We start from the raw sequence: 24323 nt of genomic DNA on the forward strand, positions 1-24323 counted from the left end.
ACGTTTTTTTCTTATTTTACATGTCTTCCGCTGCTTAGACAAGCAACTTTCTGTAGACACGCCAGCAGGAGATTTCTTTTGTTTTCAAGAATATGTGTAAATGAAAACGCTTTTTTAAAAGAGGTGAGAAAGTGATAAAAGGAATTGATCACATAGGAATAGCTGTAAAATCAATTGAAGGCAGCCTCCCTTTTTATGAAAAGGTATTAGGACTGTCTCTATTAAAAGTAGAAGAAGTAGAAGAACAAGGAGTAAAAGTTGCTTTTATTCAGTGTGGCAACGTAAAAATTGAATTATTAGAGCCGCTCTTTGAAGACAGTGCAGTCGGCGCGTTCATCAAAAAGAGAGGTGAAGGTCTTCATCATGTGGCTTTAGGTGTGCGCACGATTGAAGAACGGATTCACGAGTTAAAGGAAAAGGGTGTACAAATGATTGACGATGTTCCGAGAAAAGGCGCAGGGGAAGCATCCATTGCTTTTTTGCATCCAAAGTCAGCAAACGGTGTTCTTTATGAGCTCTGTGAAAAAACACTAGAGGAGGAGAAGAAACATGGTTGACATTTATGATAAATTAAATGAATTGTACGATAAGCGCCGGAAGATCGAGTTAGGCGGCGGAGACGAAAAAATTGAAAAACAGCACCATAAAGGGAAACTAACGGCACGCGAACGAATTGAAATTCTTTTGGATGAACATACATTTGTTGAATTAAATCCATTTATTGAACATCGGTGTGCGGATTTCAGTATGAATAATCAAGTAGGACCAGGAGACGGGGTAGTAACAGGTTACGGCAAAATAAACGGTCGCTCAGTCTATTTGTTTTCGCAAGATTTTACGGTATTCGGAGGCGCGTTAGGTGAAATGCATGCTAAAAAAATTGCGCACGTAATGGACTTAGCTGCTAAAACAGGCGTGCCGTTTATTGGGTTAAATGATTCAGGCGGGGCTCGTATTCAAGAGGGCGTCATGTCTCTTGATGGATACGGTCATATTTTTTATCGAAATGCCATTTATTCGGGTGTCATGCCTCAAATATCTGTTATTATGGGTCCTTGTGCAGGCGGAGCCGTTTACTCACCGGCGATTACGGACTTTGTTTTTATGGTAGAAGAAACAAGTCAAATGTTCATTACAGGACCAAAAGTAATTGAAACGGTAACGGGAGAAAGCATTTCCTCTGAAAATCTTGGAGGAGCAGCTGTTCATAACGAAATTAGCGGTAATGCCCATTTTAGAGGTGCAACAGAACAAGAGGTGCTAGAACAAGTACGAACGCTCTTAAGCTATCTTCCTCAGTCTAGCCAAGAGCAGCCTCCTTTAGCCTCAAAGGCAGAGTCTGATCATTATCGTCCGGATTTATTAGACGTTGTCCCGTTTGATGCCGTGCGCCCTTACGATGTGCGTCAAGTCATTCACCAAGTAGTGGACGAACACTCATTTTTTGAAGTGCAAAAAGACTTTGCAAGAAATATTGTCATTGGTTTTGCCCGCATAGATGGAAAAGTTGTCGGACTTGTGTGTAACCAGCCTAAAGTAATGGCAGGCAGTTTAGATATTAACTCCTCAGATAAAGCAGCAAGGTTTATTCGATTTTGCGATTCATTTAATATCCCACTTATTACATTTGAAGATGTTACAGGTTTTTTCCCAGGTATCAAGCAGGAACATGGCGGAATTATACGTCATGGTGCTAAAATTTTATATGCATACTCCGAAGCTACCGTTCCGAAGATCACGGTGATTTTGCGAAAGGCGTACGGAGGTGCATACGTAGCTTTAAATAGTAAATCGATTGGAGCGGACCTTGTGTATTCGTGGCCGAATGCAGAAATCGCTGTTATGGGTCCTCAAGGTGCCGCAAATATTATCTTTGCAAACGACATTCGAGGTAGCGAAAACCCAGATGAAACAAGACACGAAAAAATTGAACAGTATCGCGAGAAATTTGCTAATCCTTACGTAGCGGCAAGCGCTGGAATGGTGGATGATGTTATTGATCCTCGGGAAACGCGAATAAAATTAATACAAGCGCTTGAAATGTTGCACAATAAAAAGGAAGAGCGTCCAGCAAAGAAACATGGTAACATACCATTGTAGGTTATTTTTGGAGGGATTACATATTATGATTAATGAACAACGAATCGTTGATTTATTTATTGAATTAGTACAAGTAGACTCAGAAACAAAGCATGAAGAAAAAATTGCTGTTGTACTAAAAGAAAAATTTACCGCATTAGGCGTCGAAGTAGTAGAAGATGATGCCAAAGAAAAAACGGGCCACGGAGCCAACAACTTAATCTGCACACTGCCAGCTACAAAAGAAGGAGTAGACACAATCTACTTTACTTCTCATATGGATACAGTCGTACCTGGAAACGGTATTAAACCATCTATTGAAGATGGCTATATTAAAAGTGACGGCACGACAATTCTTGGAGCTGATGATAAAGCAGGCTTAGCAGCAATGCTAGAAGCCATCACCGTATTAAAAGAAGAAAACATCGCGCACGGCAAAATTGAATTTATTATTACAGTAGGAGAAGAATCTGGCTTAGTGGGCGCTAAAGCTCTTGATTCTAGCCTCGTAACGGCAAAATTCGGCTATGCTTTAGATAGCGATGGCAAAGTGGGAGACATTATTGTTGCTGCGCCGACGCAAGCAAAAGTAAATGCAACAATTTATGGAAAAACAGCTCATGCAGGTGTAGCTCCTGAACGAGGCGTTTCTGCTATTACGATTGCTTCAAGAGCCATTTCTAAAATGCCTCTTGGACGTATTGATGAAGAGACTACAGCGAATATTGGACGCTTTGAAGGCGGAACGCAAACGAATATCGTGTGTGACCGCGTCGATATTTTAGCAGAAGCTCGTTCATTAATTCCAGAAAAAATGGAAGCACAAGTAGCGAAAATGAAAGAAGCGTTTGAAACAGCTGCACAAGAAATGGGCGGACGTGCAGAAGTTGATATTAAAGTGATGTATCCAGGCTTCAAATTTGGTGATGGAGATCATGTTGTCGAAGTTGCTAAAAAAGCCGTGGCTAATATCGATCGTCCTTCACGCTTGCTTCAAAGCGGAGGCGGAAGCGATGCAAATGTAATCGCAGGCTTTGATATCCCAACAGTAAATTTAGCAGTTGGTTATGAAGACATTCATACAACAAATGAAAAAATTCCGGTAGAAGAACTGGTGAAGACATCTGAACTAGTAGTGTCGATTATTAAAGAAGTAGCAAAATAATAGTTGCAGCCTTGCTTTTATATAAAAGCAAGGCTTTTTACATAGTGAATAGTAAATAGTCTGAATTTTTTAACATAATGTATAATGAAGAAAAGACGGTCGTTTTGTACAATAAAGTTAGTAATACATTTTACCAAAGTAGAAGTTGAAAATAACGTATATAAAAAATATGTAAGCGCTTTCAATTTGAGTTTTATCAACAGATATCCTTGGGAGGTTGATGCAATGCGATCACAGGAAAGTTTGCAGTCTATCATTCAAAACTTTAATGAAGTAGAAAAAGGGTTGTCAAATAGAGAAGCGGTCGAAGAATCTAATCGATGTTTGTACTGTTATGATGCACCCTGTATTCAGGCATGCCCTACAGGAATTGACATCCCGACGTTTATTAAAAAAATTGCATCAGGCAATTTAAAGGGGTCTGCCGAAACGATTATGTCTTCTAATCCCGTAGGAGCAAGCTGTTCGAGAGTTTGTCCAACCGATGAACTATGTGAAGGAGCGTGTGTGCTTAACCACTCAACCAAACCAATTATGATTGGAGATTTGCAGCGCTACGCAACGGATTGGGCTATTCAAAATGAACAGGTGCTGTTTGAGAAAGGAAAAGCAAACGGCAAAAAGGTAGCAATTGTTGGGGGAGGTCCGGCTGGTCTCTCTGCAGCAAGAGAACTGGCCCGATTTGGGTATGACGTAACCATTTTTGAAGCGGAAAAACAAGCAGGAGGGTTAAATACATATGGAATCGTGTCGTTTCGTCTTCCTCAAGCGATTTCATTCTGGGAAGTTGAACAAGTGAAAAATTTAGATGTAAAAATTAAAACAAACGTAAGAATTGGAGAAGATATTCTTCCAAGCGAATTGCTGCAGTCGTATGACACGGTTGTATTAGCTATTGGTATGAGCAAGGTGCCTTCTCTACATGTCGAAGGTGAAGAGCTAGACGGTGTGTATGATGCGATTGATTTTGTGAAAAAAACGAAGTCAGAAGCGTTATCAACAGAATTTGTGGGTAAGCGTGTTGCCGTCATTGGTGCGGGAAATACTGCGATTGATGGTGCTACGTGTTCCGTGCGCTTGGGGGCTGAAAATGTTCAAATTTTATACCGTCGTACACGAGAAGAAATGACGGCTTATGATTTTGAATTTGAATTTGCGAAACAAGATGGTGTTGAATTCCGCTGGTTAACGGCTCCTATACGAATTATTGGAGATGAAAATGGTAAGGTGAGCGGGATTGAATGTGTAAAAATGACTCTAACAGATCCAGCTGCAGACGGCCGAAGAAAGCCTGTTCCTGTTGAAGGTTCAACGTTTACCATTCCAGTCGATGCTGTTGTTAAAGCAATTGGTCAAGAACGGTACCTGTCTTTGATTCAACAATTTCAGCTGCATCATGAAGACGGAGTTGTCTTAATTAATCAAGAGACGTTTCAAACATCAAATCCAAAAGTATTTGCTTGCGGAGACGTTATTTTTGGTAAAGGGCAAGGAGAAGCAATGGTTGTGACCGCTGCTCAGCAAGGAAAACAAACGGCGTTAAATATTCATATGCAGTTAACAAAAGAAACAATGGAAACAGCTTAAAATCAGGAGGAGGAGAAATCTATGGCAGATTTAACAACAAATTTAGCAGGTATTCAATCACCAAATCCGTTTTGGCTGGCATCCGCACCGCCAACCAATTCAGGTTATCAAGTGCAGCGTGCATTTGAAGCAGGATGGGGAGGCGCAGTTTGGAAAACGCTTGGTGATCCGATTTTAAATGTTTCCTCACGATTTGCTGCCGTTGGCTTCAACGGTCAGCGCGTAGCCGGCTTTAATAATATTGAGTTAATCACCGATCGTCCTCTTGAAGTTAATTTGAAGGAAATCTATGAAACGAAAAAGAAGTTTCCTAACCACGCAATTATTGCCTCTCTTATGGTAGAGCCTCAGCAAGAAAAATGGCATGAAATTGTCAAAAAAGTAGAAGACGTAGGAGTGGATGGATTAGAGCTGAACTTTGGGTGTCCGCATGGAATGGCAGAACGAGGGATGGGTGCTGCCTCTGGGCAAGTCCCTGATTTGGTTGAAAAACAAACGTATTGGGCTAAAGAAGTTGCCCAAACGCCGGTCATTGTTAAATTAACCCCAAATATCACAGATATCACCGTTACAGCAGAAGCAGCGGTTCGAGGCGGTGCTGACGCTGTGAGCATGATTAACACTATTAATAGTTTAGCAGGAGTAGACATTCATTCATGGAATACGATTCCACACGTAGCAGGAAAAGGCGCTCACGGAGGTTATTGCGGCCCGGCTGTTAAGCCGATTGCATTAAACATGGTTGCTGAATGTGCGAGAAGTCCGTTTATTAACGTTCCAATATCAGGTATGGGAGGCGTTTCGAACTGGCAAGAAGCCGTCGAATTTATGCTCATGGGTGCTACAGGTGTGCAAGTATGTACAGCTGCTATGCATCACGGGTTCCGCATTGTAGAGGATATGATTCAAGGTCTCAATTATTATTTGGATGAAAGAGGAATCAAAAAAGTAAGTGATATTGTAGGGAAAGCCGTTTCAAAATATTCCGATTGGGGCAACTTAGATCTCAATTATAAAGTAGTGGCTCGCATCGATCCGGATACGTGTATTAACTGCAATAAATGTCATATTTCTTGTGAAGATACTTCTCACCAATGTATTGATATGCTGAAAGACCCTTCAGGGAAATCTTATTTAAAAGTAAGAGAAGAAGATTGTGTAGGCTGTAATTTATGTTCGATTGTATGTCCGGTGGACGGGGCTATATCCATGGTTGAATTACCGAATGAACAGCCTCCAATGACGTGGAATGAACGCCAAGCTGCTTTACAAGCGACGGCTGCACAGCGATTAGACGTATAAATACAAAGGGGATGAAGAAATGAAGAAAATCGTTAAAAATGGTGTGGTAGTCACAGCAACAGATACGTATAAAGCCGATATTTTAATTGAAAATGGAGTTATTTCGGCAATTGGCTCGGCATTTGAAGAGCAGGGCTGTGAAGTGATTGATGCAAAAGGCAACTATATATTTCCAGGAGGCATCGATCCTCATACTCATTTAGATATGCCGTTTGGAGGCACCGTTACAAAAGATGACTTTGAAACAGGTACAAGAGCAGCAGCTTTTGGAGGTACGACAACTGTTATTGATTTTTGCTTAACCAATAAAGGCGAACCGCTGCAAAAAGCGATTGGCACATGGCATGAGAAATCAAAAGGAAAAGCGGCTATCGATTATAGCTTTCATCTAATGATTGGAGAAATCACGGAAGATGTATTAAATGAGCTTCCTACGATTATTGAAAAAGAAGGAATTACTTCTTTTAAAGTATTCATGGCCTATAAAAATGTTTTTCAAGCAGACGATGCTACCCTTTATCAAACGCTAGTGCAAGCTAAAAAATTAGGGGCGCTTGTGATGGTACATGCTGAAAATGGAGATGTTATTGAGTATTTAACGGCAAAAGCATTAGAACAAGGACAAACCGATCCTATCTATCATGCACTGACTCGTCCTCCAGAAATAGAAGGAGAAGCTACGGGAAGAGCCGCGGTGCTAACGGAGCTGGCTGACTCACAGCTCTATGTTGTTCATGTGTCGTGCGCTGAAGCAGTTAAAAAGATTGCTGAAGCAAGGGAAAAAGGCGTAAATATCTGGGGCGAAACGTGTCCGCAGTATTTGACGCTTGACCAAACCTATTTAGAAAAAACGAATTTTGAAGGAGCAAAATACGTATGGTCGCCGCCTTTACGTGAAAAATGGAACCAAGATGTTTTGTGGAATGCTCTGCGTAATGGCGACTTGCAAACGATTGGATCAGATCAGTGTTCGTTTGATTTTAACGGTCAAAAAGATCTGGGAAAAGGAGATTTTACGAAAATTCCAAACGGAGGCCCTATTATCGAGGATCGCATGAGTATTTTATTTTCAGAAGGAGTAGTGAAGAAACGAATTAATATCAATCAGTTTGTAGATATAACATCAACAAAAATTGCTAAGCTGTTCGGACTGTACCCGAAAAAAGGAACAATAGCGGTTGGCGCAGACGCGGATCTGCTTATATTTGACCCTTCTGTTGAACGTACGATTTCAGCAAACACGCATCATATGGCAGTCGATTATAGCGCATTTGAGGGAATGAAAGTCACGGGTGAGCCGGTTTCAGTACTTTGCCGCGGGGAATTTGTCGTGAAAGATAAGCAGTTTGTCGGTCAAAAAGGCTACGGACAATTTACAAAACGAGCAAAGTTTAATGAGTTAAACACGGCTAACGAAGCTGAAAAATTAATGTTATAAAAACAGATGAAGAAATAGATCGGGGGCAGGGAAATGTCAAGTTACCATGAATATATGGCAGAGCGAGAAAAGATTGATTTTTTGCTGCAAAAAGGATTTAAAATAACAGCCGTAACGGAGAATCTAAGCGGGGCATTTGTGACGTTTGAACGCACCGAAAATAACCAAACCGAACAAGAAACCCTTCATATATTGACGGCGGATGCCAGAAAATATTTTTCATCCGTACTGATTCAACAAGTATAAAAACGGAGGCTGGGACAAAATTATTTTAGCTGAAGGAAGATCCGAACGATGAATCGTTCGGATTTTTTTATTGGCAGGGTGAACGTAGGTTTCATGTACGTAGGTGCTTCTAGCTGTTGATTGGAATTTTAATTATGTTTCAATCTCTTTATTTGTTTACTAATCCCTATAAGTTTTTTATTATATTGGCTGACAAAAGTGATCCGTTTTTGTGTTTTTTTCGTTTTGGATGTGAAACAAAATAACTAGATATTATCCATTGACTGTATTACAGTTGTTACATTTCGTTTACATCGAAAGAGAAAAGGTTTAGTTATCTAGTAAGTTGTAGTAAATATTATAGTAGAACGTTTTCAAACTAAATCTATTAAATACGAAAAGGGTGTGACACGGATGGATCAAGCTATGCAGTGTATGACACAGGAAGAAACAAAAATTATTGATAAATTAAAAATGGAAATGTTAAATGCAGTGTCACTACAAGATTTGCGTTTTTATAAAAAAGAAATTCACCGAATTAAAGAACAAGCGGTTAAACGCGAAGGTTTTTTTAATAAATTACAGCAAACAGCTCAGAAGCTGTAACGATCCATTATCGTTACAGCTTTTTTCGTTTCTTTCATTAAATATTTTATTTCTTCTAAATATTTAATATAATGTAAGAAGATATAGCTTTTGTTCTACACATATGCGAAATACGCGTTAATGATCCAGGAGACATGATGTGAAATTCGCTAGGGGCGGTGTTGACTTGAAATCATATTTAACAGTAACAGAGATTTTAACAAGGAAACATTTTGTAAACTGTGAAGTAATAGCTGGAGAGAGAGGGCTTACTAATTCTGTTAAGTGGGTGCACGTGATAGAAGTGACGCGCATTAATGAGCTGCTAAAAGGAAACGAGCTCATTTTATCAACAGGGGTAGGCTGGGGAGAAGATTCTCAATCTTGTTTATCATTTCTTCAGCAATTAATTTCTTGCAAGGCATCAGGACTGTGTATTGAACTTGGCACTTATACTTCTAAGATTCCGCAAATTGTAATTGATAAAGCGAACGAATGTGATTTTCCGATTATTTTATTTCACGAGGAAGTTCCGTTCGTTGAAATTACGCAAGATGTTCACTCGCTTTTAATTAATCAGCACTATCAAATGATTTCCGATTTAGAACAGTATTCTCATAGGCTAAATCAGCTGCTGTTAACAGTTAATGATCCGGCCCTCATCTTACAGTGTTTATATGAATCTACGGGGCTTCTTGTCGGCCTTAAAGTTTCAAATGAATTGTTTACCTTTGCTCCTGAGATGGACTTGCTCAAACAGCAGCTTCTACTTCATTATATAAGCAGGGAAAATGAAAGTCCGCATTTTACTGAGCAGCCTATTCATTTATTAGGACAAGATTATGCTCAGCTATATGTTGCTTCTATAAATGAAGCGTTAACAGAACTTGAAGTGCTCACCGTTGACCGAACGGCGACTGCACTTGCTCAGCATTTTTTGAAGGACCTGTATGTCGAAGAGAAAAAAAGAGTAGATGAAACCGAATGGATGACGAAATGGATGAACGGAGAGTTAACTCTTGAACAAATAAAAGACTCTATGCACGAAGTGTGTTCAGATTCGCCTATTCGCGGAGGTGTCGTTGTTTGCTGTAAGTGGCAAAGGCGGGAGAAGTTTGATCGAACGTATTTTAAGCTGATCTTGCGAAGCATTTTTGAACAAGAAGGCTTTCACTTATTAGTCTCCGAGCGAAATCGCGAAGTATTATTTATTCTTTTGAACAAACGAATGGTTAGCACGTGGAGAGAGAGAGTAGAAAACAGCCTTCATCGCTGGATGAATCAATATGAATCGGATGAAAATTCAAAGAGGAACGCCATTAGCTTTATCGGAATTGGCCAATACTGTGAACAGCTTGACTGCATGCATAAAAGCTATGAAACGGCTAAAGAAACGATTTCGATTCAAGAAATGCTGCAAAAACAAACCATTATTCATTTTTATGATGATTTGCATATGTACCGGATTATTTCGCTTTTACATCAACATGAAGACTTACAGGAAGTGGTGTTTGAATATCTGCAGCCCGTTATTACATATGATGAAACGTATAATGCAAAACTTATGGAAACATTAAAAATTTATTTAGCATGCAACGGATCTAAACAAGAGACGGCTAAGCGTTTATACATTGTCCGGCAAACGCTGTATCACCGTATCGAAAAACTAGAAAAGCTGCTGGGTGAAGACTTTATGGAGCCGGAAAAACGACTGGCAATTGAGTTTATGATTATGGCATATGAATATTTGTTTATGATGAAAAAGTCGCGCGCGGAATTTATAAACGGATAAGTAAGCAGCTGGAAACAGCTGTTTTTTTATGTTGAGGCTGATTTTACTATATGTTCATTTTAGTTCATACTTTCTCCGAGTTCACTGCGCAAAATGTGAAACGAGAATCTAGAGTTGTTTCACATTTTGTCTAATGCAACCACCATTTATTTATTCAATAATAAAGGTAGATTTGTCATTTCTTATTTTTTGAGGAGGCCAAGCGATATGTCAGTTGTGAATAATGATACGCAAGTTTTAAAAAATTACGTGGGCGGAAAATGGGTTGATACGGCAGGGGGAAAATTTGGAGAGGTAATTAATCCATCGACGGGCGAAGTCATTGCAAAAGTACCGCTTTCTACAAAAGAAGACGTAGCCAATGCGGTGGAAACAGCTCAAAAAACATTTGAAACATGGCGTAACGTGCCTGCTCCAAAACGAGCAAGATTAATGTTTGCGTTTCAGCATTTACTAGTTAAGCATCATGAAGAGTTAGCTAAATTAGTGGTACAAGAAAACGGCAAGGCTTTTAAAGAAGCTTACGGTGAAGTACAGCGCGGTATTGAATGCGTGGAGTTTGCCGCGGGTGCTCCTACTTTATTAATGGGGGAATCATTAAATAACATAGCGGAAGAAATTGATTCTGAGATGTTCCGTTTTCCACTGGGTGTCGTTGGCGGCATCACACCTTTTAACTTTCCGATGATGGTACCGCTTTGGATGTTCCCTCTTGCCATTGTATGTGGAAATGCGTTTGTATTAAAACCGTCTGAGCGAACGCCGCTTTTAGCAACGCGACTTGCTGAACTTTTTACAGAAGCAGGAGCACCGGATGGATTATTAAATATTGTGCACGGGGCACACGATGTTGTGAACGGATTAATAGAGCATGAAAAAGTTAAAGCGATTTCATTCGTCGGATCGCAGCCGGTAGCAAAATATGTTTACGAACAAGCTGCAGCTCAAGGGAAACGAGTTCAGGCTTTATCTGGAGCTAAAAATCATCATGTTGTGATGCCAGACTGCGATATGGATAAAGCAGTATCACATATTATCAGCTCGGCTTATGGAAGTGCCGGCCAGCGATGCATGGCGTGCAGCGCCGTGGTCGTGGTTGGTGAAAAAGGCGATGAATTCGTCGCAAAATTAAAGCAAAAAGCAGATGAATTAATTATGGGAAGCGGCTTTGATGATGAAGTGCTTCTAACGCCTGTGATTCGAAAAGAGCACCGTGATAAGGTGCTGGATTATATTGAACTTGGCATGAAAGAAGGGGCGGAACTCATTCGTGACGGACGTAAAGAAATGGATGAACATACGGAAGGCAATTTCTTAGGAGCAACAATTTTTGACCGCGTAACTCCTGATATGACCATTGCTAAAGAAGAGATTTTTGCACCTGTACTAAGCTTGCTTCGCGCTGACACATTAGATGAAGCACTTCGCTATATGGAAAAATCTCGTTTTGGAAATGGAGCAACGATTTATACAAAAGATGCAAAAGCGGTACGTCAATTTAGAGAAGAAGCAGATGCGGGTATGCTCGGTATTAACGTAGGAGTACCTGCTACAATGGCCTTCTTCCCATTCTCCGGTTGGAAAGATTCTTTTTACGGAGATTTGCATGTCAACGGCAAAGACGGTTTGAACTTCTTTACACGTAAAAAGATGGTTACATCACGCTTTGACTTTTAACATATAGATGAATATGGCAAGTGGCTTCGGCATTTTGTCGAAGTCTTTTCATACAGAAAAAAATACCGCGCTAGCGATTTGGGAGTGGATAAGATGGTACAGGTCAGTCAAAATGAAAAAGATCTGCGTGCAAAAGATGAGCAGTATGTATGGCATGGAATGAAACCATACAGTCCGGATGCAACGATGGTAGCTACAAAAGCAAAAGGTGCTTGGATTACAGATGAACAAGGAAACCGCTATTTAGATGCAATGGCAGGGCTTTGGTGTGTAAATACCGGGTATGGACGGGATGAATTGGCGCTCGCAGCCTATGAGCAGCTAAAAGAACTGGCTTATTTTCCACTCACTCAATCTCATGTACCTGCTATCAAACTGGCAGAGAAGCTAAATGAAATGCTAGGTGATGACTATGTTATTTTCTTTTCAAATAGCGGATCTGAAGCAAATGAAACGGCTTTTAAAATTGTGCGTCAGTACCATCAGCAAAAAGGAGAGCATTCTCGCTACAAATTTATTTCGCGTTACCGAGGGTATCACGGAAATTCAATGGGCGCACTAGCAGCAACGGGTCAAGCTCAGCGTAAATATAAATATGAACCGCTTGCCCCTGGCTTTATTCACGTTGCCCCGCCTGATTCGTACCGAGGGCAAGATGACTACGATGCACCCAAAGAACAGCTTCAATCTGTAAAAGATATTGACAATGTTATGACGTGGGAGCTAAGTGAAACGATTGCCGCTGTTATTATGGAGCCAATTATTACAGGAGGAGGAATTCTTTTACCGCCTCAAAATTATATGAAAGGCGTAAAAGAAACGTGTGAAAAACACGGTGCACTTTTAATTGCAGATGAAGTTATTTGCGGCTTTGGACGTACAGGAGAAGCCTTTGGTTTTATGAATTACGATGTAAAACCAGATATCATTACCATGGCAAAAGGAATTACAAGCGCATATCTTCCGCTCTCTGCAACTGCTGTTAAAAAAGAAATTTATGAAGCGTTCAAAGATAGCGATCAGTACGAGTATTTTCGCCATGTTAATACATTTGGAGGAAGTCCAGCTGCATGTGCACTAGCATTAAAGAATTTAGAAATTATGGAGAGAGAAAATCTTTTTAATCGTTCTAAACAGCTCGGAGCTTACGTATTAAGTGAGCTAACGCCGCTTATCGATAGCCACCCATACGTTGGAGACGTAAGAGGTAAAGGGCTTTTAATTGGAATTGAACTTGTAGCTGATAAACAAACGAAAGAACCGTTAGACGTTAATCTTGTAAATGAAGTGGTTGCTAAATGCAAAAGCAAAGGAGTCATTATTGGGAAAAATGGAGCAACGGTGGCCGGCTATAATAATGTTCTCACGCTCTCGCCGCCTCTCAACATTGAGGAAAGTGATATTGAGCTGTTATTAGCTACTATTACGTATGCGCTTGACAGCATCAAATAGGTAAGTTTGCAAAAAGCCTGTATAATATACTTACAGGCTTTTTGTGCGTGTGAAGGAGGAAGTAGAATATGGAATTGTTATTTTTAGGAACGGGTGCAGGAGTACCGGCGAAACAGCGGAATGTTTCATCTCTTGCGCTCGAACTTTTGCAAGAAAGAGGGGCGGTGTGGCTTTTTGATTGTGGAGAAGCAACTCAGCATCAAATTTTACATACAACCGTTAAACCGAGGCGAATTGAGAAAATTTTTATTACGCACCTTCACGGTGACCATATTTACGGATTGCCTGGACTCCTTGGAAGCCGTTCGTTTCAAGGCGGAGAATCGCTGCTTACTGTATACGGGCCAAAAGGAATCAAAGAATTTATTGAAGTCACGGTGGCTGTAAGTCAAACTCATCTGCAATATCCTCTAGAGATTGTTGAAATAGAAGAGGAAAGTGAAAGTGGAACGATTTTTGAAGATGAAACTTTTTCAGTGGAGTTTGGCAAACTTGAACATGGCATTTTATCTTATGGGTATCGAGTTGTTGAAAAAGATTTGCCAGGATCACTGGACGTTCAACGTTTAAAAGAGATGAATATTCCCCCGGGGCCTCATTATCAGCAGTTAAAAGAAGGGAAAGAAGTAGTATTAAAAGATGGGCGTATAATCAATGGTCAAGAATTTGTAGGAGAGCCTAAAAAAGGGAAGGTCATCACGGTTTTAGGAGATACAAGAAAGTGCATGCAAAGTGTTCAGCTTGCTATGCATGCAAGTGTTTTAGTCCATGAAGCTACTTTTTCAGCGGGAGACGAGGAGCTTGCTTACAACTATTTTCATTCTACTGCAAAAGAAGCAGCTGAAATCGCTAAAACAGCATCGGCCGAGCGTCTTATTTTATCTCATATTAGTTCGCGTTACCAAGGAGACGCAGTCAGCCGGCTAGCAGAAGGAGCAAAAGAAATTTTTCCAAATACCGACATAGCAGAAGACTTGAAACGGTTTACGATTTCATAAAAAAAGACGAGGGTATCCTCGTCTTTTTTTACCATCCGCGTTCGTACTGCACGGGTGCTGAAATTGTTTCATTTAGTTCTTTTGCCGCCGTGCGCGGGAAGTACGGATCACGCAGAAGTTCGCGCGCAACAAAAATTAAATCAGCGCGTTCGCTTTGTAAAATCTCTTCTGCTTGTCGTCCTGTTGTAATTAATCCAACTGCGCCTGTATCAATATTTGCCTGCTGCTTAATTTTATCTGCAAACGGCACTTGATAGCCAGGGTATACGTTGATTGGAGCGTGTACAAGAGCACCGGAACTAACATCAATTAAGTCGACGCCTTGTTCTTTCATCCATTTTGCAAATGCAACGTGATCATCGACTGTTAATCCGCCTTCTGTATAGTCAGAAGCAGAAACACGGACAAATAAAGGGCCGTCCCACTCTGTTTTCACAGCTTCAATAATTTCCTTTAAGCAACGATAGCGATTTCCTGCGCTGCCGCCATATTCGTCGCTGCGTTTATTGCTTAGCGGCGATAGAAATTGATGTACTAAATAACCGTGTGCAGCGTGAAGTTCGATAATATCAAACCCAGCTTCTTTTGATCGTCGAGCGCTTTCTTTAAAAGCAGAAATCGTTTCATGAATTTGTTCTGTGGTCATTTCCACAGGTTTTTTACTTTTATCATCAAAAGCAATAGCGGAAGGAGCATAAATATCGCCTTCAACAGTTGCTTTACGTCCTGCATGTGCAAGTTGAATGGCCGTTTTTGCACCGTTTTCTTTTAGCTGTGTCACAAGTTTCGTTAATCCATCTCTTTGCTCATCATTCCAAATTCCCAAGTCTTGAGCTGAAATACGACCTTGTGGCACGACAGCTGAGGCTTCAACCATAATGAGACCTACTTGTCCAACCGCACGAGTTGTGTAGTGAACCATATGAAAGTCAGTTATTACGCCGTCTTCCTTTTCGCATGAATACATGCACATTGGTGACATCACAATTCGGTTTTTTAATGTTACATCTTTCACTGTATAAGGTGAAAATAGTTTTGTTGTCATTCGGTTTAACCTCCAATTATTTCGATACTCTAAACAAAAATTATTATATCACCGCATTGAATTTTCTTTCACATAATCTGCTTATCCATTTTTAATCATGAAAAAACCTCTTTCTTTTTTTAGAAAGAGGTGAACCTTTACGAGCGTTTACTCGAGATTTTTTCGTCAATCGTATCTCCTAAATATTTGGAGCGAATTGTAGCTTGTTCAATACACTGCATCATGGCTTCTTGGAAGTTATGAGAAATAAGCTGTTCGATTCCTGCTTCTGTTGTGCCGCCCGGACTCATCACTTCTTTTCGAAGTACGGCTGGCGTTTTAGGTGACTGTTTCAGCATTTCTGCAGCACCGATAAGAGTTTGAAGAATTAGTTCATTTGACACTGACGTATCCAAGCCTTGTTTTTCAGCTGCTTTTTCCATTGCTTCTACTAGATAGTAGACATACGCTGGGCCGCTTCCAGATAGTCCTGTTACAGCGTGAAGCTGCTCTTCCTCTACAGTTGTAACCGTACCAATCGTTTCAAATAAAGCAGTAGTAACGTTCATATGCTCTGCTGTAGCAAACTTGCCGGGTGCAATGGCTGTAGCCGATAATCCAATAGAGGCCGATGTATTTGGCATAGCTCTTACAACCGCTACTTCTTGGTCAAACAAGTTTACAATTGTGGCAGTCGATACACCTGCTAAAACAGAGAGAACGAGGTGGTGCGGACGAATATAGAACTTAATCGTATCGATGCTTTCCGCTACGTCTTTTGGTTTAATAGCAAGCACGACGATATCGCTTTTTTCGATTAACAAGGCATGATTACGCGTAATGTTAATTTCATAGGCGTTTCGAAGTTCGTGAAGTCTTTTATCGTTGCTATGATTTGTTACGGTGATTTGATTGGGGCGAAGCTTTTTATCTGACAGCAGCCCTGAGATCATAGCTTCAGCCATTGATCCAGCTCCAATAAAGGCGATGTTTAAATCCGTTTTCATTAAAAGTTCCTCCAGTCATTTGCTATCCAATGAAAACAGATACTGAGATTTCAGTATCTGTTAAAGGTTCGTGTTTGTGTATCTCTTCTTTATAAAATGCATAGTTATCTAAAGATATGAATAAAACTTCACTATATTTCTGTCATTATGCAATGAAAAAGAGAAGGATGTCAATGTAATTTTCAGAAAACGAATGCATTTGTATAAATAACAGGAAAAATCGTGTAAACTTAAAAGAAAATGCGATGGTAAAGGAGCAAAAATACAGATGAATGAGCAATTATATAAAATTGTGCTGCCTACTCCTTTTGCGGTAGGAGATGTGAATGTTTTTGTTATAAAAGGTCAGACCGTTACGCTAATCGATGCTGGTATTAAAACGGAGGCGGCGTGGTCTGTATTTAAAGAAAAGCTTAATGAAATAGGATTAAAACCAGATGATATTAAGCAAGTTGTCCTAACTCATCACCATCCTGATCACGTAGGAATGCTTGATTTTTTTGATAAAGATATCGCCATAGTCGGCCATGCGAAAAATCAGCCTTGGATCTCCCAAAATCCAGATTTTTTTGAGTGGTACGATGCGTTTTTTGAAGACCACTTTATGAAAGCCGGCGTAGATGAAAGGTTTCGCCCTTATTTAAAACGTTTAAAAGCATCAATGAAGTATTCATGTCATCGTTCTCTTACAACTTCTGTGCAGGAAGGAGATTACATTCCGGGCCTAGAGAGTTGGAAAGTACTTGAAGTACCAGGTCATGCTCAAAGCCATATTGCGTTATACAATGAAAGAACAGAGGTTATGATTGGAGGAGATTTACTGTTAAAGCATATTTCATCTAATCCGCTCATTGAACCTCCTATGAAACCAAGCGGCGAGCGACCTAAAACGCTTCTTCAATATAATCATTCATTAAGGCGTCTGCTTGATTTAGAGATAAACTGTATCTATACAGGTCATGGAGATGAAGTGTTACATGTTCGCGAACTTGTACAAGAGCGGTTACAAAAGCAGAGCGACCGAGCGGATAAAGTGCTTAGCATGGTAAAAGAACGTCCTCAAACAGCGTTTGATATTTGCAAACAGCTCTTTCCTACTATTTACGAAAAAGAACTAGGGCTAACTCTTTCTGAAACAATTGGTCAGCTCGATTTTTTAGAAGATGCCAATAAAATCAGTACACATGAAAAAGAAAGTACGCTTATTTATTCTGTGTGCTCTTAACTTATAAAAAAGGTGTGTTATATTTGAAATCCTCGTTAAAGAACCAACATGTCGTGATTACAGGCGCTTCAGGAGGTCTTGGAGAGCATTTAGCTTATGAAGTGGCCAAAAGAGGGGGCGTCCCCGTTTTACTTGCACGTACAGAAGAAAAGCTGCACCGAGTAGCCGAGCAAATTAGTCAAAAATATGGGATTACCTCTTACATATACAAAGCTGACGTAGCGAACGTAGAGGAAGTCAAAAGAGTCGTTCAGAAAATGATGAGTGAAATTAAGCGTGTTGATGTCCTGATTAATAATGCAGGCTTTGGTGTATTTGAAAAAGTGAAAGAAGCATCGATTAAGACAATTGCCTCAATGTTTCAAGTCAATGTTATTGGATTGATTGCATGTACACAAGAAATTTTAGCTTATATGCTAAAAGAAAACAAAGGACATATTATTAACATTGCTTCTCAAGCAGGCAAACTTGCGACGCCTAAATCTAGTGGCTATTCAGCTTCTAAACATGCCGTGCTAGGGTTTACCAACAGCCTGCGAATGGAATTAGCGAAAACAGATATCTATGTAACGGCAGTGAATCCAGGTCCTATTCAAACCAACTTCTTTTCAATAGCAGATCAATCAGGAAACTATGAAAAAAGTGTAGAAAAGTTTATGTTAACTCCTCAATATGTAGCTGAAAAAACGGTCAATATTATTGGGAAACCAAAACGAGAAGTCAACTTGCCTAAGTGGATGAATATAGGCTCGAAGATGTATCAGCTTGCCCCGGGGCTCGTAGAGAAATTGGCAGGGGGTGCGTTTAATAGAAAATAACCTGTGCTTTAACCACAGGTTATCAATGTTTTTCGTTAATGGTTTCGTTCAGTAAGGCTGTATTTCTATGAATCTACTGCTCGTCTAAAATTTTTGCAGCGCGCACACAAGAGTCAAATTTTCCTTTATGATTTCCGTCGCAAAAGGGCATCTTTTGCGACTGGCCACATCGGCATAGTGAAAATGTCGGCTTTGTTTCAAATTTGTTGCCGTCTGCATCAATTAATTCAACGTCTCCAGTGACACGGAAAGAGCCGTTATCCATTACTTTAATTTGTACTTTTGACATAAAAAAACCTCCTTTTTGTACACATCTATATGAAGCGCCAGAGTTTAATGAAAGCGAGATGTGTATTATACTCATTATATAAGCAATTTTCGTTTGTTTATACAATTAGTTTAAAAGGAGTTAAAGGAAAATGAATATTACCTTTACTGATAAAGCGATAGCAAAAGTACAAGAAAAGTACGGGAAAGATTCTTCACTATATTTAAAATTAAAATACGATACAGATGGATGCGGCTGTGTTGTGAGCGGTGTAACGACGCTATGGATTGTTGATGAAAAAGAGAGCGATGATGTAATCATTGAGACGAATTTTGTTCCTGTTCTTGTCGAAAAAACAAAGCAAGTATTTTTAGATGATAATATGACGATTGACTACAATGAAAGTGCCTATGCGTTTATGCTAAAATGTCCTTCTCAAATTTTAAATCCGCGCATGTCATTTATCGATAAAACAATAGAAGCGCTTTAAAGCGCTTCTTTTTGTATTTTTTCTAAAAATGATTCAATAACTTGTTCATATTCCTCTGGATTATCAGCATACGAGCGGGCATGAGTGCCTACAGGTGCTAAATACATCCGTTTTGCTCCCATTTTTTTGGCATGCAGCTGCTCCGTCATTTTAGGAAGAATATAATCATCTTCTTTACTATGGATAAACAGAACAGGATGTTTGATTTGATCTACGACTGAAATAGGTGATACGTCTTTAAATGAGTAGCCTTCTCGCCATTTTAAAATAATATTAGCTGCTGGCATGACAAGCTGTTTTGGTAAGTGGAAATCTTGTTTTAAGCGATAGGCAAGAAGTTCTTCTAAGTCAGAAAAAGGGCAGTCGACAATATAAAAATCAGCTCCGTCTTCCATTCCAGCATACAAAAGAGTGGTCGCAGCTCCCATAGATTCCCCGTGAATCCCGAGGGAAATAGTTGAACCGAATTGTTTTTTTACCCAGTGAACAACGGATTGAAGGTCCAGTTTTTCATAATAGCCGTAGCTCGTTGTTTTCCCTTCAGACTTGCCGTGGCGGCGATGATCATAAAGAACGACGTTCCATCCAAGCTTTAGAAAAAGCCGAGCATATTTCATAGAGTTCAGTGAATGAACTGTAACTCCGTGCGAAAGAATCATAAATCGGTTGTTTTCGTGTTGTTTAATAACGGTCCCAGCTATGTTATAGCCTAGAGAAGAAGGAAGCACAAATGCTTCTGTAGGAAGAGTGCTATAGACTTTCTCATCATAAAAGCCATCTTCCGTATCGCGGTCAATAATAACTTTGTCGGTCTTTTTACGGATGTACATCATTTGATTTGTAAAAAAGATGCCAAGAGCGGCAAATGCTCCGAAAACACTTCCTATTAATAATAGCCATTTTTTCATGATTAGCGGCTCCTTTTGTTAATATAGCTATTATTTATTATAGCATCGCTCTCATAAAAACCTAATTTTTAACGCTGTGCAAATAAAGAGTATTGCTTGCTTTCAATCGGTCTTGAAATGTGAGGAGCGATAAAAGCGACCGCTTCGAGCAGCTTTTCTTCATTAATAGAAGTGGAAATATCCATTTCATGAAGCATAAAGACGAGATCTTCCGTAGCTACGTTTCCCGTTGCTCCCTTAGCGAATGGACATCCACCTAACCCCCCAGCGGATGAATCGAACCTGTTAATACCGGCTTGCAGAGCTGCATAGATATTTGCAATGGCTAATCCTCTCGTATCGTGAAAGTGCGCAGCAAGTAGCGTGTGGGGAAAGTTTTGTTTTAATTTCGAGAAAAGTGAAAATACATCTTTAGGGTTTGCCATGCCAATTGTATCAGCAACGCTTAGCTCATTCACTCCAGCCTCCACAAAGCTTTCGCAAAGGGCCAGCACGTCGCGTTCATGTATTTTTCCTTCATACGGGCAATAAAAGGCGGTGGAAATGCAAGTTCGAATAAAACATTCTTGCTGCTTGAGCTGCTGAATGAGAGGAAGCAGCGTTTGTACAGCTTCTTTGGTGTTTTTGTTAATATTTTTTTGATTAAAGGTATTGCTTACGCCAATAAACAGCGCAACGGAGCGGCAATTAGCTTGCAGTGCTTTTTCCAAGCCTTTTTGGTTCGGCACAAGCACAATGTTTCGACATGTATCAGGCTGAAATGTATCTGCAACAGTAGAAGCATCTTTCATTTGAGGAACCCATTTTGGAGAAACAAAGGATGTAATTTCGATTTCGGATAGTCCAGCTTCTTTTAATTTTTTGATAAAATTAATTTTTTTTTCAGTTGGAACAAAATTTTTTTCATTTTGAAGGCCATCTCGTGGACCAACTTCTATAATTGTTACTTTTTCAGGAAATCCCATAAACCGCTCTCCTCCTACATTGTAAACGCTTACTAATATTTATTTTAATTCTAAAAAATTAAAATTCAATAAAAATTATAAATTTTTACAAAAAAAGAGGAATTTCGCAAGCGATGTCGAAATTAATACAGGTGACAGTTAATCACAGTAATCAAACAGTAAGGAGAGGTTTTCGACATGGGTCAAACAGAAGTAGTCATTGTAAGCGCTGTACGTACAGCAATCGGCAGCTTTGGGGGAAGCTTACAAAATGTATCCGCAACAACTTTAGGTGGTACTGTAATTAAAGAAGCTTTAAACAAAGCAGGGGTATCAGCAAACGAAGTAGATGAAGTTATTATGGGAAATGTCTTACAAGCAGGTTTAGGACAAAATCCAGCACGACAAGCAACTTTAGCAGCAGGTTTACCTGAAACTGTTTCAGCATTAACCATCAATAAAGTATGCGGATCAGGACTAAAAGCAGTACATCTCGCTACACAAGCGATTCTTGCTGGGGATGCTGATGTGATTGTTGCTGGTGGAATGGAAAACATGAGCCAAGCACCATACTTATTAAAAAATGCACGCAACGGGTTTAAAATGGGCGACCAAAAAGTAGTTGACAGCATGATTCAAGATGGATTATGGTGTGCATTTAACGACTACCATATGGGCGTTACAGCTGAAAATCTGTGTGATAAATATGAAATTACTCGTGACGAACAAGATGCGTTTGCAGCTTCAAGTCAGCAAAAAGCAGAAGCAGCTATTCAATCTGGTCGTTTTAAAGATGAAATCGTACCAGTAGAAGTGCCTGGAAGAAAAGGTCAAGTAACTATTTTTGAACAAGATGAGTTCCCGCGCGCAGGCACAACGGCTGAAAGCTTAGGGAAACTACGTCCAGCCTTCAAAAAAGACGGTTCTGTAACAGCTGGTAATGCATCTGGTATCAATGACGGTGCAGCGGCAGTAGTGGTAATGAGCCGTAAAAAAGCAGACGAGTTAGGCCTAACACCATTAGTGTCAATTAAAGGTAATGCAACTGCCGGAGTAGACCCAAGCATTATGGGAATCGGTCCTGTAAGCGCAGTGAAAAAGGCGCTGGAAAAAGCTGCTGTTTCATTAGAAGATGTTCAATTAGTAGAAGCGAACGAAGCATTCGCTGCACAGTCAATCGCTGTGGATCGTGAACTTCAATTTAATCATGATATTTTAAATGTAAACGGTGGAGCAATTGCGCTTGGACATCCTATTGGTGCAAGTGGTACACGTGTCCTAGTTTCACTTATTCATGAAATGCAAAAACGCGACGCAAAACTTGGGTTAGCAACGTTATGTATTGGCGGAGGCCAAGGCGTTGCAACAATCGTTGAACGTCCTTAATTTGATATAGTTTTAACAAACATTAAAGCTATATCACAACGCCACAGATTCCAAACATACAGCTTTGGAACTCGTGGCGTTTTTGTTTTTCCTTTAATTTGTCTAGTAATATAACTTTTTTGACAAAAAAATGATTAAATTATAATTTTCAGTTATATATATATTTAAAAAGAAATAAAAATCTTTTATAATAGATTAGAAAGCGTTTTCAAAAATAACGAAGGGGTGGTTATGTATGAAACAAGTACATACGTCGTTTAAAGAAGCGGTGAAAGATATTCACGACGGTGCTACGATTATGGTCGGTGGTTTTGGTTTATGTGGAATTCCGGAGAATTTGATTTTAGCGTTAGTTGAAACAGGGGTAAAAGATTTAACGGTAATTTCAAATAACTGCGGCGTAGACGACTGGGGACTTGGACTGCTTCTGAAAAACAAACAAATTAAAAAGATGATTGGTTCTTACGTGGGAGAAAATAAAGAGTTTGAAAGACAAGTATTGTCAGGAGAAATTGAAGTAGAATTGCTACCTCAAGGCACGCTAGCTGAAAAGATTCGCGCCGGCGGAGCGGGCATACCTGCATTTTATACACCAGCGGGAGTGGGAACACCCATTGCTGAAGGAAAAGAAGTTCGCGTGTTTGATGGAAAAGAATATTTACTAGAAGAGGCGTTAAAAGCTGATTTTAGTTTGGTTAGAGCTTGGAAAGCCGATCATATGGGGAACTTAGTGTATAACAAGACAGCGCGCAATTTCAGCCCAATGATTGCAGCAGCAGGAAAAGTGACGATAGCAGAAGTGGAGGAACTTCATTCAACAGGCTCACTTGATCCAAATATTATCCACACACCTAGTGTATATGTTCAATCGTTAATTATTGGTGAACAAGAAAAACGTATTGAGCGTTTAACCGTTCAAAAATAACAAAAGGGGAGAGATTTTTCATGATTGAAAACGGCGTGAACGTGAGAGAGCGAATTGCAAAACGTGCTGAAAAAGAAATTTTGGACGGATTTTATGTAAACCTTGGAATTGGTATTCCAACGCTTGTGGCTAATCATATCTCAGATAATAAAACGGTGGTGCTTCAGTCCGAAAACGGTCTGTTAGGCATTGGACCATATCCGAAAGAAGGAGAAGTAGATCCTGATTTAATTAATGCAGGTAAAGAAACCGTCACGGCGACAAAAGGCGCCTCTTACTTCGATAGTGCTGAATCGTTTGGAATGATTCGCGGAGGGCACATTAATATTGCGATTTTAGGAGGAATGGAAGTCTCAAAAACTGGTGACTTGGCAAACTGGATGATTCCTGGAAAAATGATTAAAGGAATGGGCGGTGCAATGGATTTAGTTCACGGAGCACAGCGCATCATTGTTATTATGGAACACGTGACGAGAAAAGATGAGCCTAAAATCTTAAATGAGTGCAGCCTCCCTCTGACAGGAAAAGAGGTAGTGGATCGCATTATTACAGATCGAGCGGTCATCGATATTACGGCAGAAGGTCTAAAGCTTGTTGAAGTAGCGAAAGGCTATACGGTAGAAGATATTCAACAATCTACAGAGCCAACTTTAATCATTGATGAACATGTAAAACTAGATGCATTTTGATTTTTGGTAACAAAAGCAAGAATATGATACAATATCTCTCAATTAAAGTAGCGGGGGAATTGTGATGGCTAAAAAAAAGCAAAAACAATCAGCACAGAAACAAAATGATCAGCTCAGTATTAAAGATCAGCTAAATGATAGCTTATTAAAACAGCTTCAAGCTAAAAAACAGGCGCTTTCTTTAAAAGAAGAAGAGCAGAAAGAAACAGAGCGTAAAGAAGCTGCTCGAATTCGAAAAGAAAAAGAAAAAAATAAGTCGTTTGAAGAACTGTTAAATGAAAGTGATTTGAACTGGTCTGAATTTAAAAAATAAAAGCGCCGGTAAAGGCGCTTTTATTT

24 protein-coding genes are annotated in these 24323 nt (G+C 39.8%); 19 read left to right on the plus strand and 5 right to left on the minus strand.

Features of this window, described 5'->3' with window-relative positions; translation table 11 throughout:
• Positions 1–131 precede the first annotated feature (131 nt).
• The 12 genes from mce (at position 132) to rnz (ending at position 14300) form a co-directional block, all read left to right on the plus strand.
• Positions 132–557 carry a methylmalonyl-CoA epimerase gene (gene mce, locus POF52_RS02380; RefSeq protein WP_013084964.1) on the plus strand — a complete coding sequence of 142 codons (426 nt, stop codon included), beginning with the start codon at positions 132–134 and terminating at the stop codon, positions 555–557.
• A complete protein-coding gene (locus POF52_RS02385; RefSeq protein ID WP_013084963.1) occupies positions 550–2100 on the plus strand; it encodes an acyl-CoA carboxylase subunit beta in 1551 nt (516 codons plus the stop codon). The genes mce and POF52_RS02385 overlap by 8 nt, the downstream gene beginning before the upstream one ends.
• 25 nt (positions 2101–2125) lie before the next feature.
• Positions 2126–3244, plus strand: a complete 1119-nt coding sequence (locus tag POF52_RS02390; protein ID WP_013084962.1) for a tripeptidase T — start codon at positions 2126–2128, stop codon at positions 3242–3244.
• A gap of 225 nt (positions 3245–3469) precedes the next feature.
• Positions 3470–4831: an NAD(P)-dependent oxidoreductase gene (locus tag POF52_RS02395; protein ID WP_271989509.1), complete on the plus strand. Its 1362-nt coding sequence runs from the start codon at positions 3470–3472 to the stop codon at positions 4829–4831.
• Positions 4832–4852: 21 nt separating this feature from the next.
• Complete coding sequence (gene preA / locus POF52_RS02400; protein ID WP_271989512.1) at positions 4853–6133, plus strand: NAD-dependent dihydropyrimidine dehydrogenase subunit PreA; 1281 nt, start codon at positions 4853–4855, stop codon at positions 6131–6133.
• 19 nt (positions 6134–6152) lie between these two features.
• On the plus strand, positions 6153–7571 hold the full coding sequence (gene hydA, locus POF52_RS02405) for a dihydropyrimidinase (protein WP_271989514.1): 1419 nt from the start codon (positions 6153–6155) through the stop codon (positions 7569–7571).
• Positions 7572–7604: 33 nt separating this feature from the next.
• Entirely contained in the window at positions 7605–7817 is a 213-nt protein-coding gene (locus POF52_RS02410; protein WP_013084958.1) for a hypothetical protein, read from the plus strand.
• 393 nt (positions 7818–8210) lie between these two features.
• Positions 8211–8402 (plus strand): hypothetical protein, encoded by a 192-nt coding sequence (locus tag POF52_RS02415; protein WP_271989516.1) that lies wholly within the window; start codon positions 8211–8213, stop codon positions 8400–8402.
• A 139-nt stretch (positions 8403–8541) separates the two neighbouring features.
• Positions 8542–10173, plus strand: coding sequence for a PucR family transcriptional regulator (locus POF52_RS02420; protein ID WP_271989518.1), 1632 nt, complete (start codon positions 8542–8544; stop codon positions 10171–10173).
• A gap of 207 nt (positions 10174–10380) precedes the next feature.
• Complete coding sequence (locus POF52_RS02425) at positions 10381–11850, plus strand: CoA-acylating methylmalonate-semialdehyde dehydrogenase (protein ID WP_028410684.1); 1470 nt, start codon at positions 10381–10383, stop codon at positions 11848–11850.
• Between the two features lie 93 nt (positions 11851–11943).
• Positions 11944–13302 (plus strand): aspartate aminotransferase family protein, encoded by a 1359-nt coding sequence (locus POF52_RS02430; protein WP_013084954.1) that lies wholly within the window; start codon positions 11944–11946, stop codon positions 13300–13302.
• Between the two features lie 68 nt (positions 13303–13370).
• The gene (gene rnz, locus POF52_RS02435; protein ID WP_013084953.1) at positions 13371–14300 is read left to right on the plus strand and encodes a ribonuclease Z; all 930 of its coding nucleotides are present in this window, start codon (positions 13371–13373) and stop codon (positions 14298–14300) included.
• Between the two features lie 28 nt (positions 14301–14328).
• On the opposite strand, the gene namA is transcribed toward rnz, so the two are convergent.
• Together namA and proI are read right to left on the minus strand one after the other, a co-directional pair.
• The gene (namA, locus tag POF52_RS02440; RefSeq protein ID WP_271989521.1) at positions 14329–15345 is read right to left on the minus strand and encodes an NADPH dehydrogenase NamA; all 1017 of its coding nucleotides are present in this window, start codon (positions 15343–15345) and stop codon (positions 14329–14331) included.
• Between the two features lie 137 nt (positions 15346–15482).
• Positions 15483–16331: a pyrroline-5-carboxylate reductase ProI gene (proI, locus tag POF52_RS02445; protein WP_271989523.1), complete on the minus strand. Its 849-nt coding sequence runs from the start codon at positions 16329–16331 to the stop codon at positions 15483–15485.
• A gap of 268 nt (positions 16332–16599) precedes the next feature.
• On the opposite strand from proI, the gene POF52_RS02450 reads away from it, so the two are divergent.
• Both POF52_RS02450 and POF52_RS02455 read left to right on the plus strand, forming a co-directional pair.
• Complete coding sequence (locus POF52_RS02450) at positions 16600–17556, plus strand: MBL fold metallo-hydrolase (RefSeq protein WP_271989525.1); 957 nt, start codon at positions 16600–16602, stop codon at positions 17554–17556.
• 23 nt (positions 17557–17579) lie between these two features.
• Positions 17580–18374: an SDR family NAD(P)-dependent oxidoreductase gene (locus tag POF52_RS02455; RefSeq protein ID WP_271989527.1), complete on the plus strand. Its 795-nt coding sequence runs from the start codon at positions 17580–17582 to the stop codon at positions 18372–18374.
• Positions 18375–18447: 73 nt separating this feature from the next.
• Here POF52_RS02455 and POF52_RS02460 read toward each other — a convergent pair whose 3' ends face one another.
• Positions 18448–18663: a CDGSH iron-sulfur domain-containing protein gene (locus POF52_RS02460; RefSeq protein ID WP_013059094.1), complete on the minus strand. Its 216-nt coding sequence runs from the start codon at positions 18661–18663 to the stop codon at positions 18448–18450.
• Positions 18664–18793: 130 nt separating this feature from the next.
• Between POF52_RS02460 and POF52_RS02465 the strand changes: the two genes are divergently transcribed.
• Complete coding sequence (locus tag POF52_RS02465; RefSeq protein ID WP_074893507.1) at positions 18794–19132, plus strand: iron-sulfur cluster biosynthesis family protein; 339 nt, start codon at positions 18794–18796, stop codon at positions 19130–19132.
• Here the strand turns inward: POF52_RS02465 and POF52_RS02470 are convergent.
• Both POF52_RS02470 and POF52_RS02475 read right to left on the minus strand, forming a co-directional pair.
• Entirely contained in the window at positions 19129–20040 is a 912-nt protein-coding gene (locus POF52_RS02470; RefSeq protein WP_271989532.1) for an alpha/beta hydrolase, read from the minus strand. The genes POF52_RS02465 and POF52_RS02470 overlap by 4 nt on opposite strands.
• Positions 20041–20108: 68 nt before the next feature.
• Complete coding sequence (locus tag POF52_RS02475; protein ID WP_016765512.1) at positions 20109–21005, minus strand: hydroxymethylglutaryl-CoA lyase; 897 nt, start codon at positions 21003–21005, stop codon at positions 20109–20111.
• Between the two features lie 177 nt (positions 21006–21182).
• On the opposite strand from POF52_RS02475, the gene POF52_RS02480 reads away from it, so the two are divergent.
• The 4 genes from POF52_RS02480 (at position 21183) to POF52_RS02495 (ending at position 24297) form a co-directional block, all read left to right on the plus strand.
• Positions 21183–22370 carry an acetyl-CoA C-acetyltransferase gene (locus tag POF52_RS02480; protein WP_025750457.1) on the plus strand — a complete coding sequence of 396 codons (1188 nt, stop codon included), beginning with the start codon at positions 21183–21185 and terminating at the stop codon, positions 22368–22370.
• A 235-nt stretch (positions 22371–22605) separates the two neighbouring features.
• Positions 22606–23295 carry a CoA transferase subunit A gene (locus POF52_RS02485; RefSeq protein ID WP_013084945.1) on the plus strand — a complete coding sequence of 230 codons (690 nt, stop codon included), beginning with the start codon at positions 22606–22608 and terminating at the stop codon, positions 23293–23295.
• 20 nt (positions 23296–23315) lie between these two features.
• Entirely contained in the window at positions 23316–23984 is a 669-nt protein-coding gene (locus POF52_RS02490; RefSeq protein WP_016765510.1) for a 3-oxoacid CoA-transferase subunit B, read from the plus strand.
• A 64-nt stretch (positions 23985–24048) separates the two neighbouring features.
• A complete protein-coding gene (locus POF52_RS02495; RefSeq protein ID WP_016765509.1) occupies positions 24049–24297 on the plus strand; it encodes a YqkE family protein in 249 nt (82 codons plus the stop codon).
• Positions 24298–24323 lie beyond the last annotated feature (26 nt).

The organism is Priestia sp. AB, from assembly GCF_028369225.1.
GTDB lineage: Bacteria > Bacillota > Bacilli > Bacillales > Bacillaceae_H > Priestia > Priestia megaterium.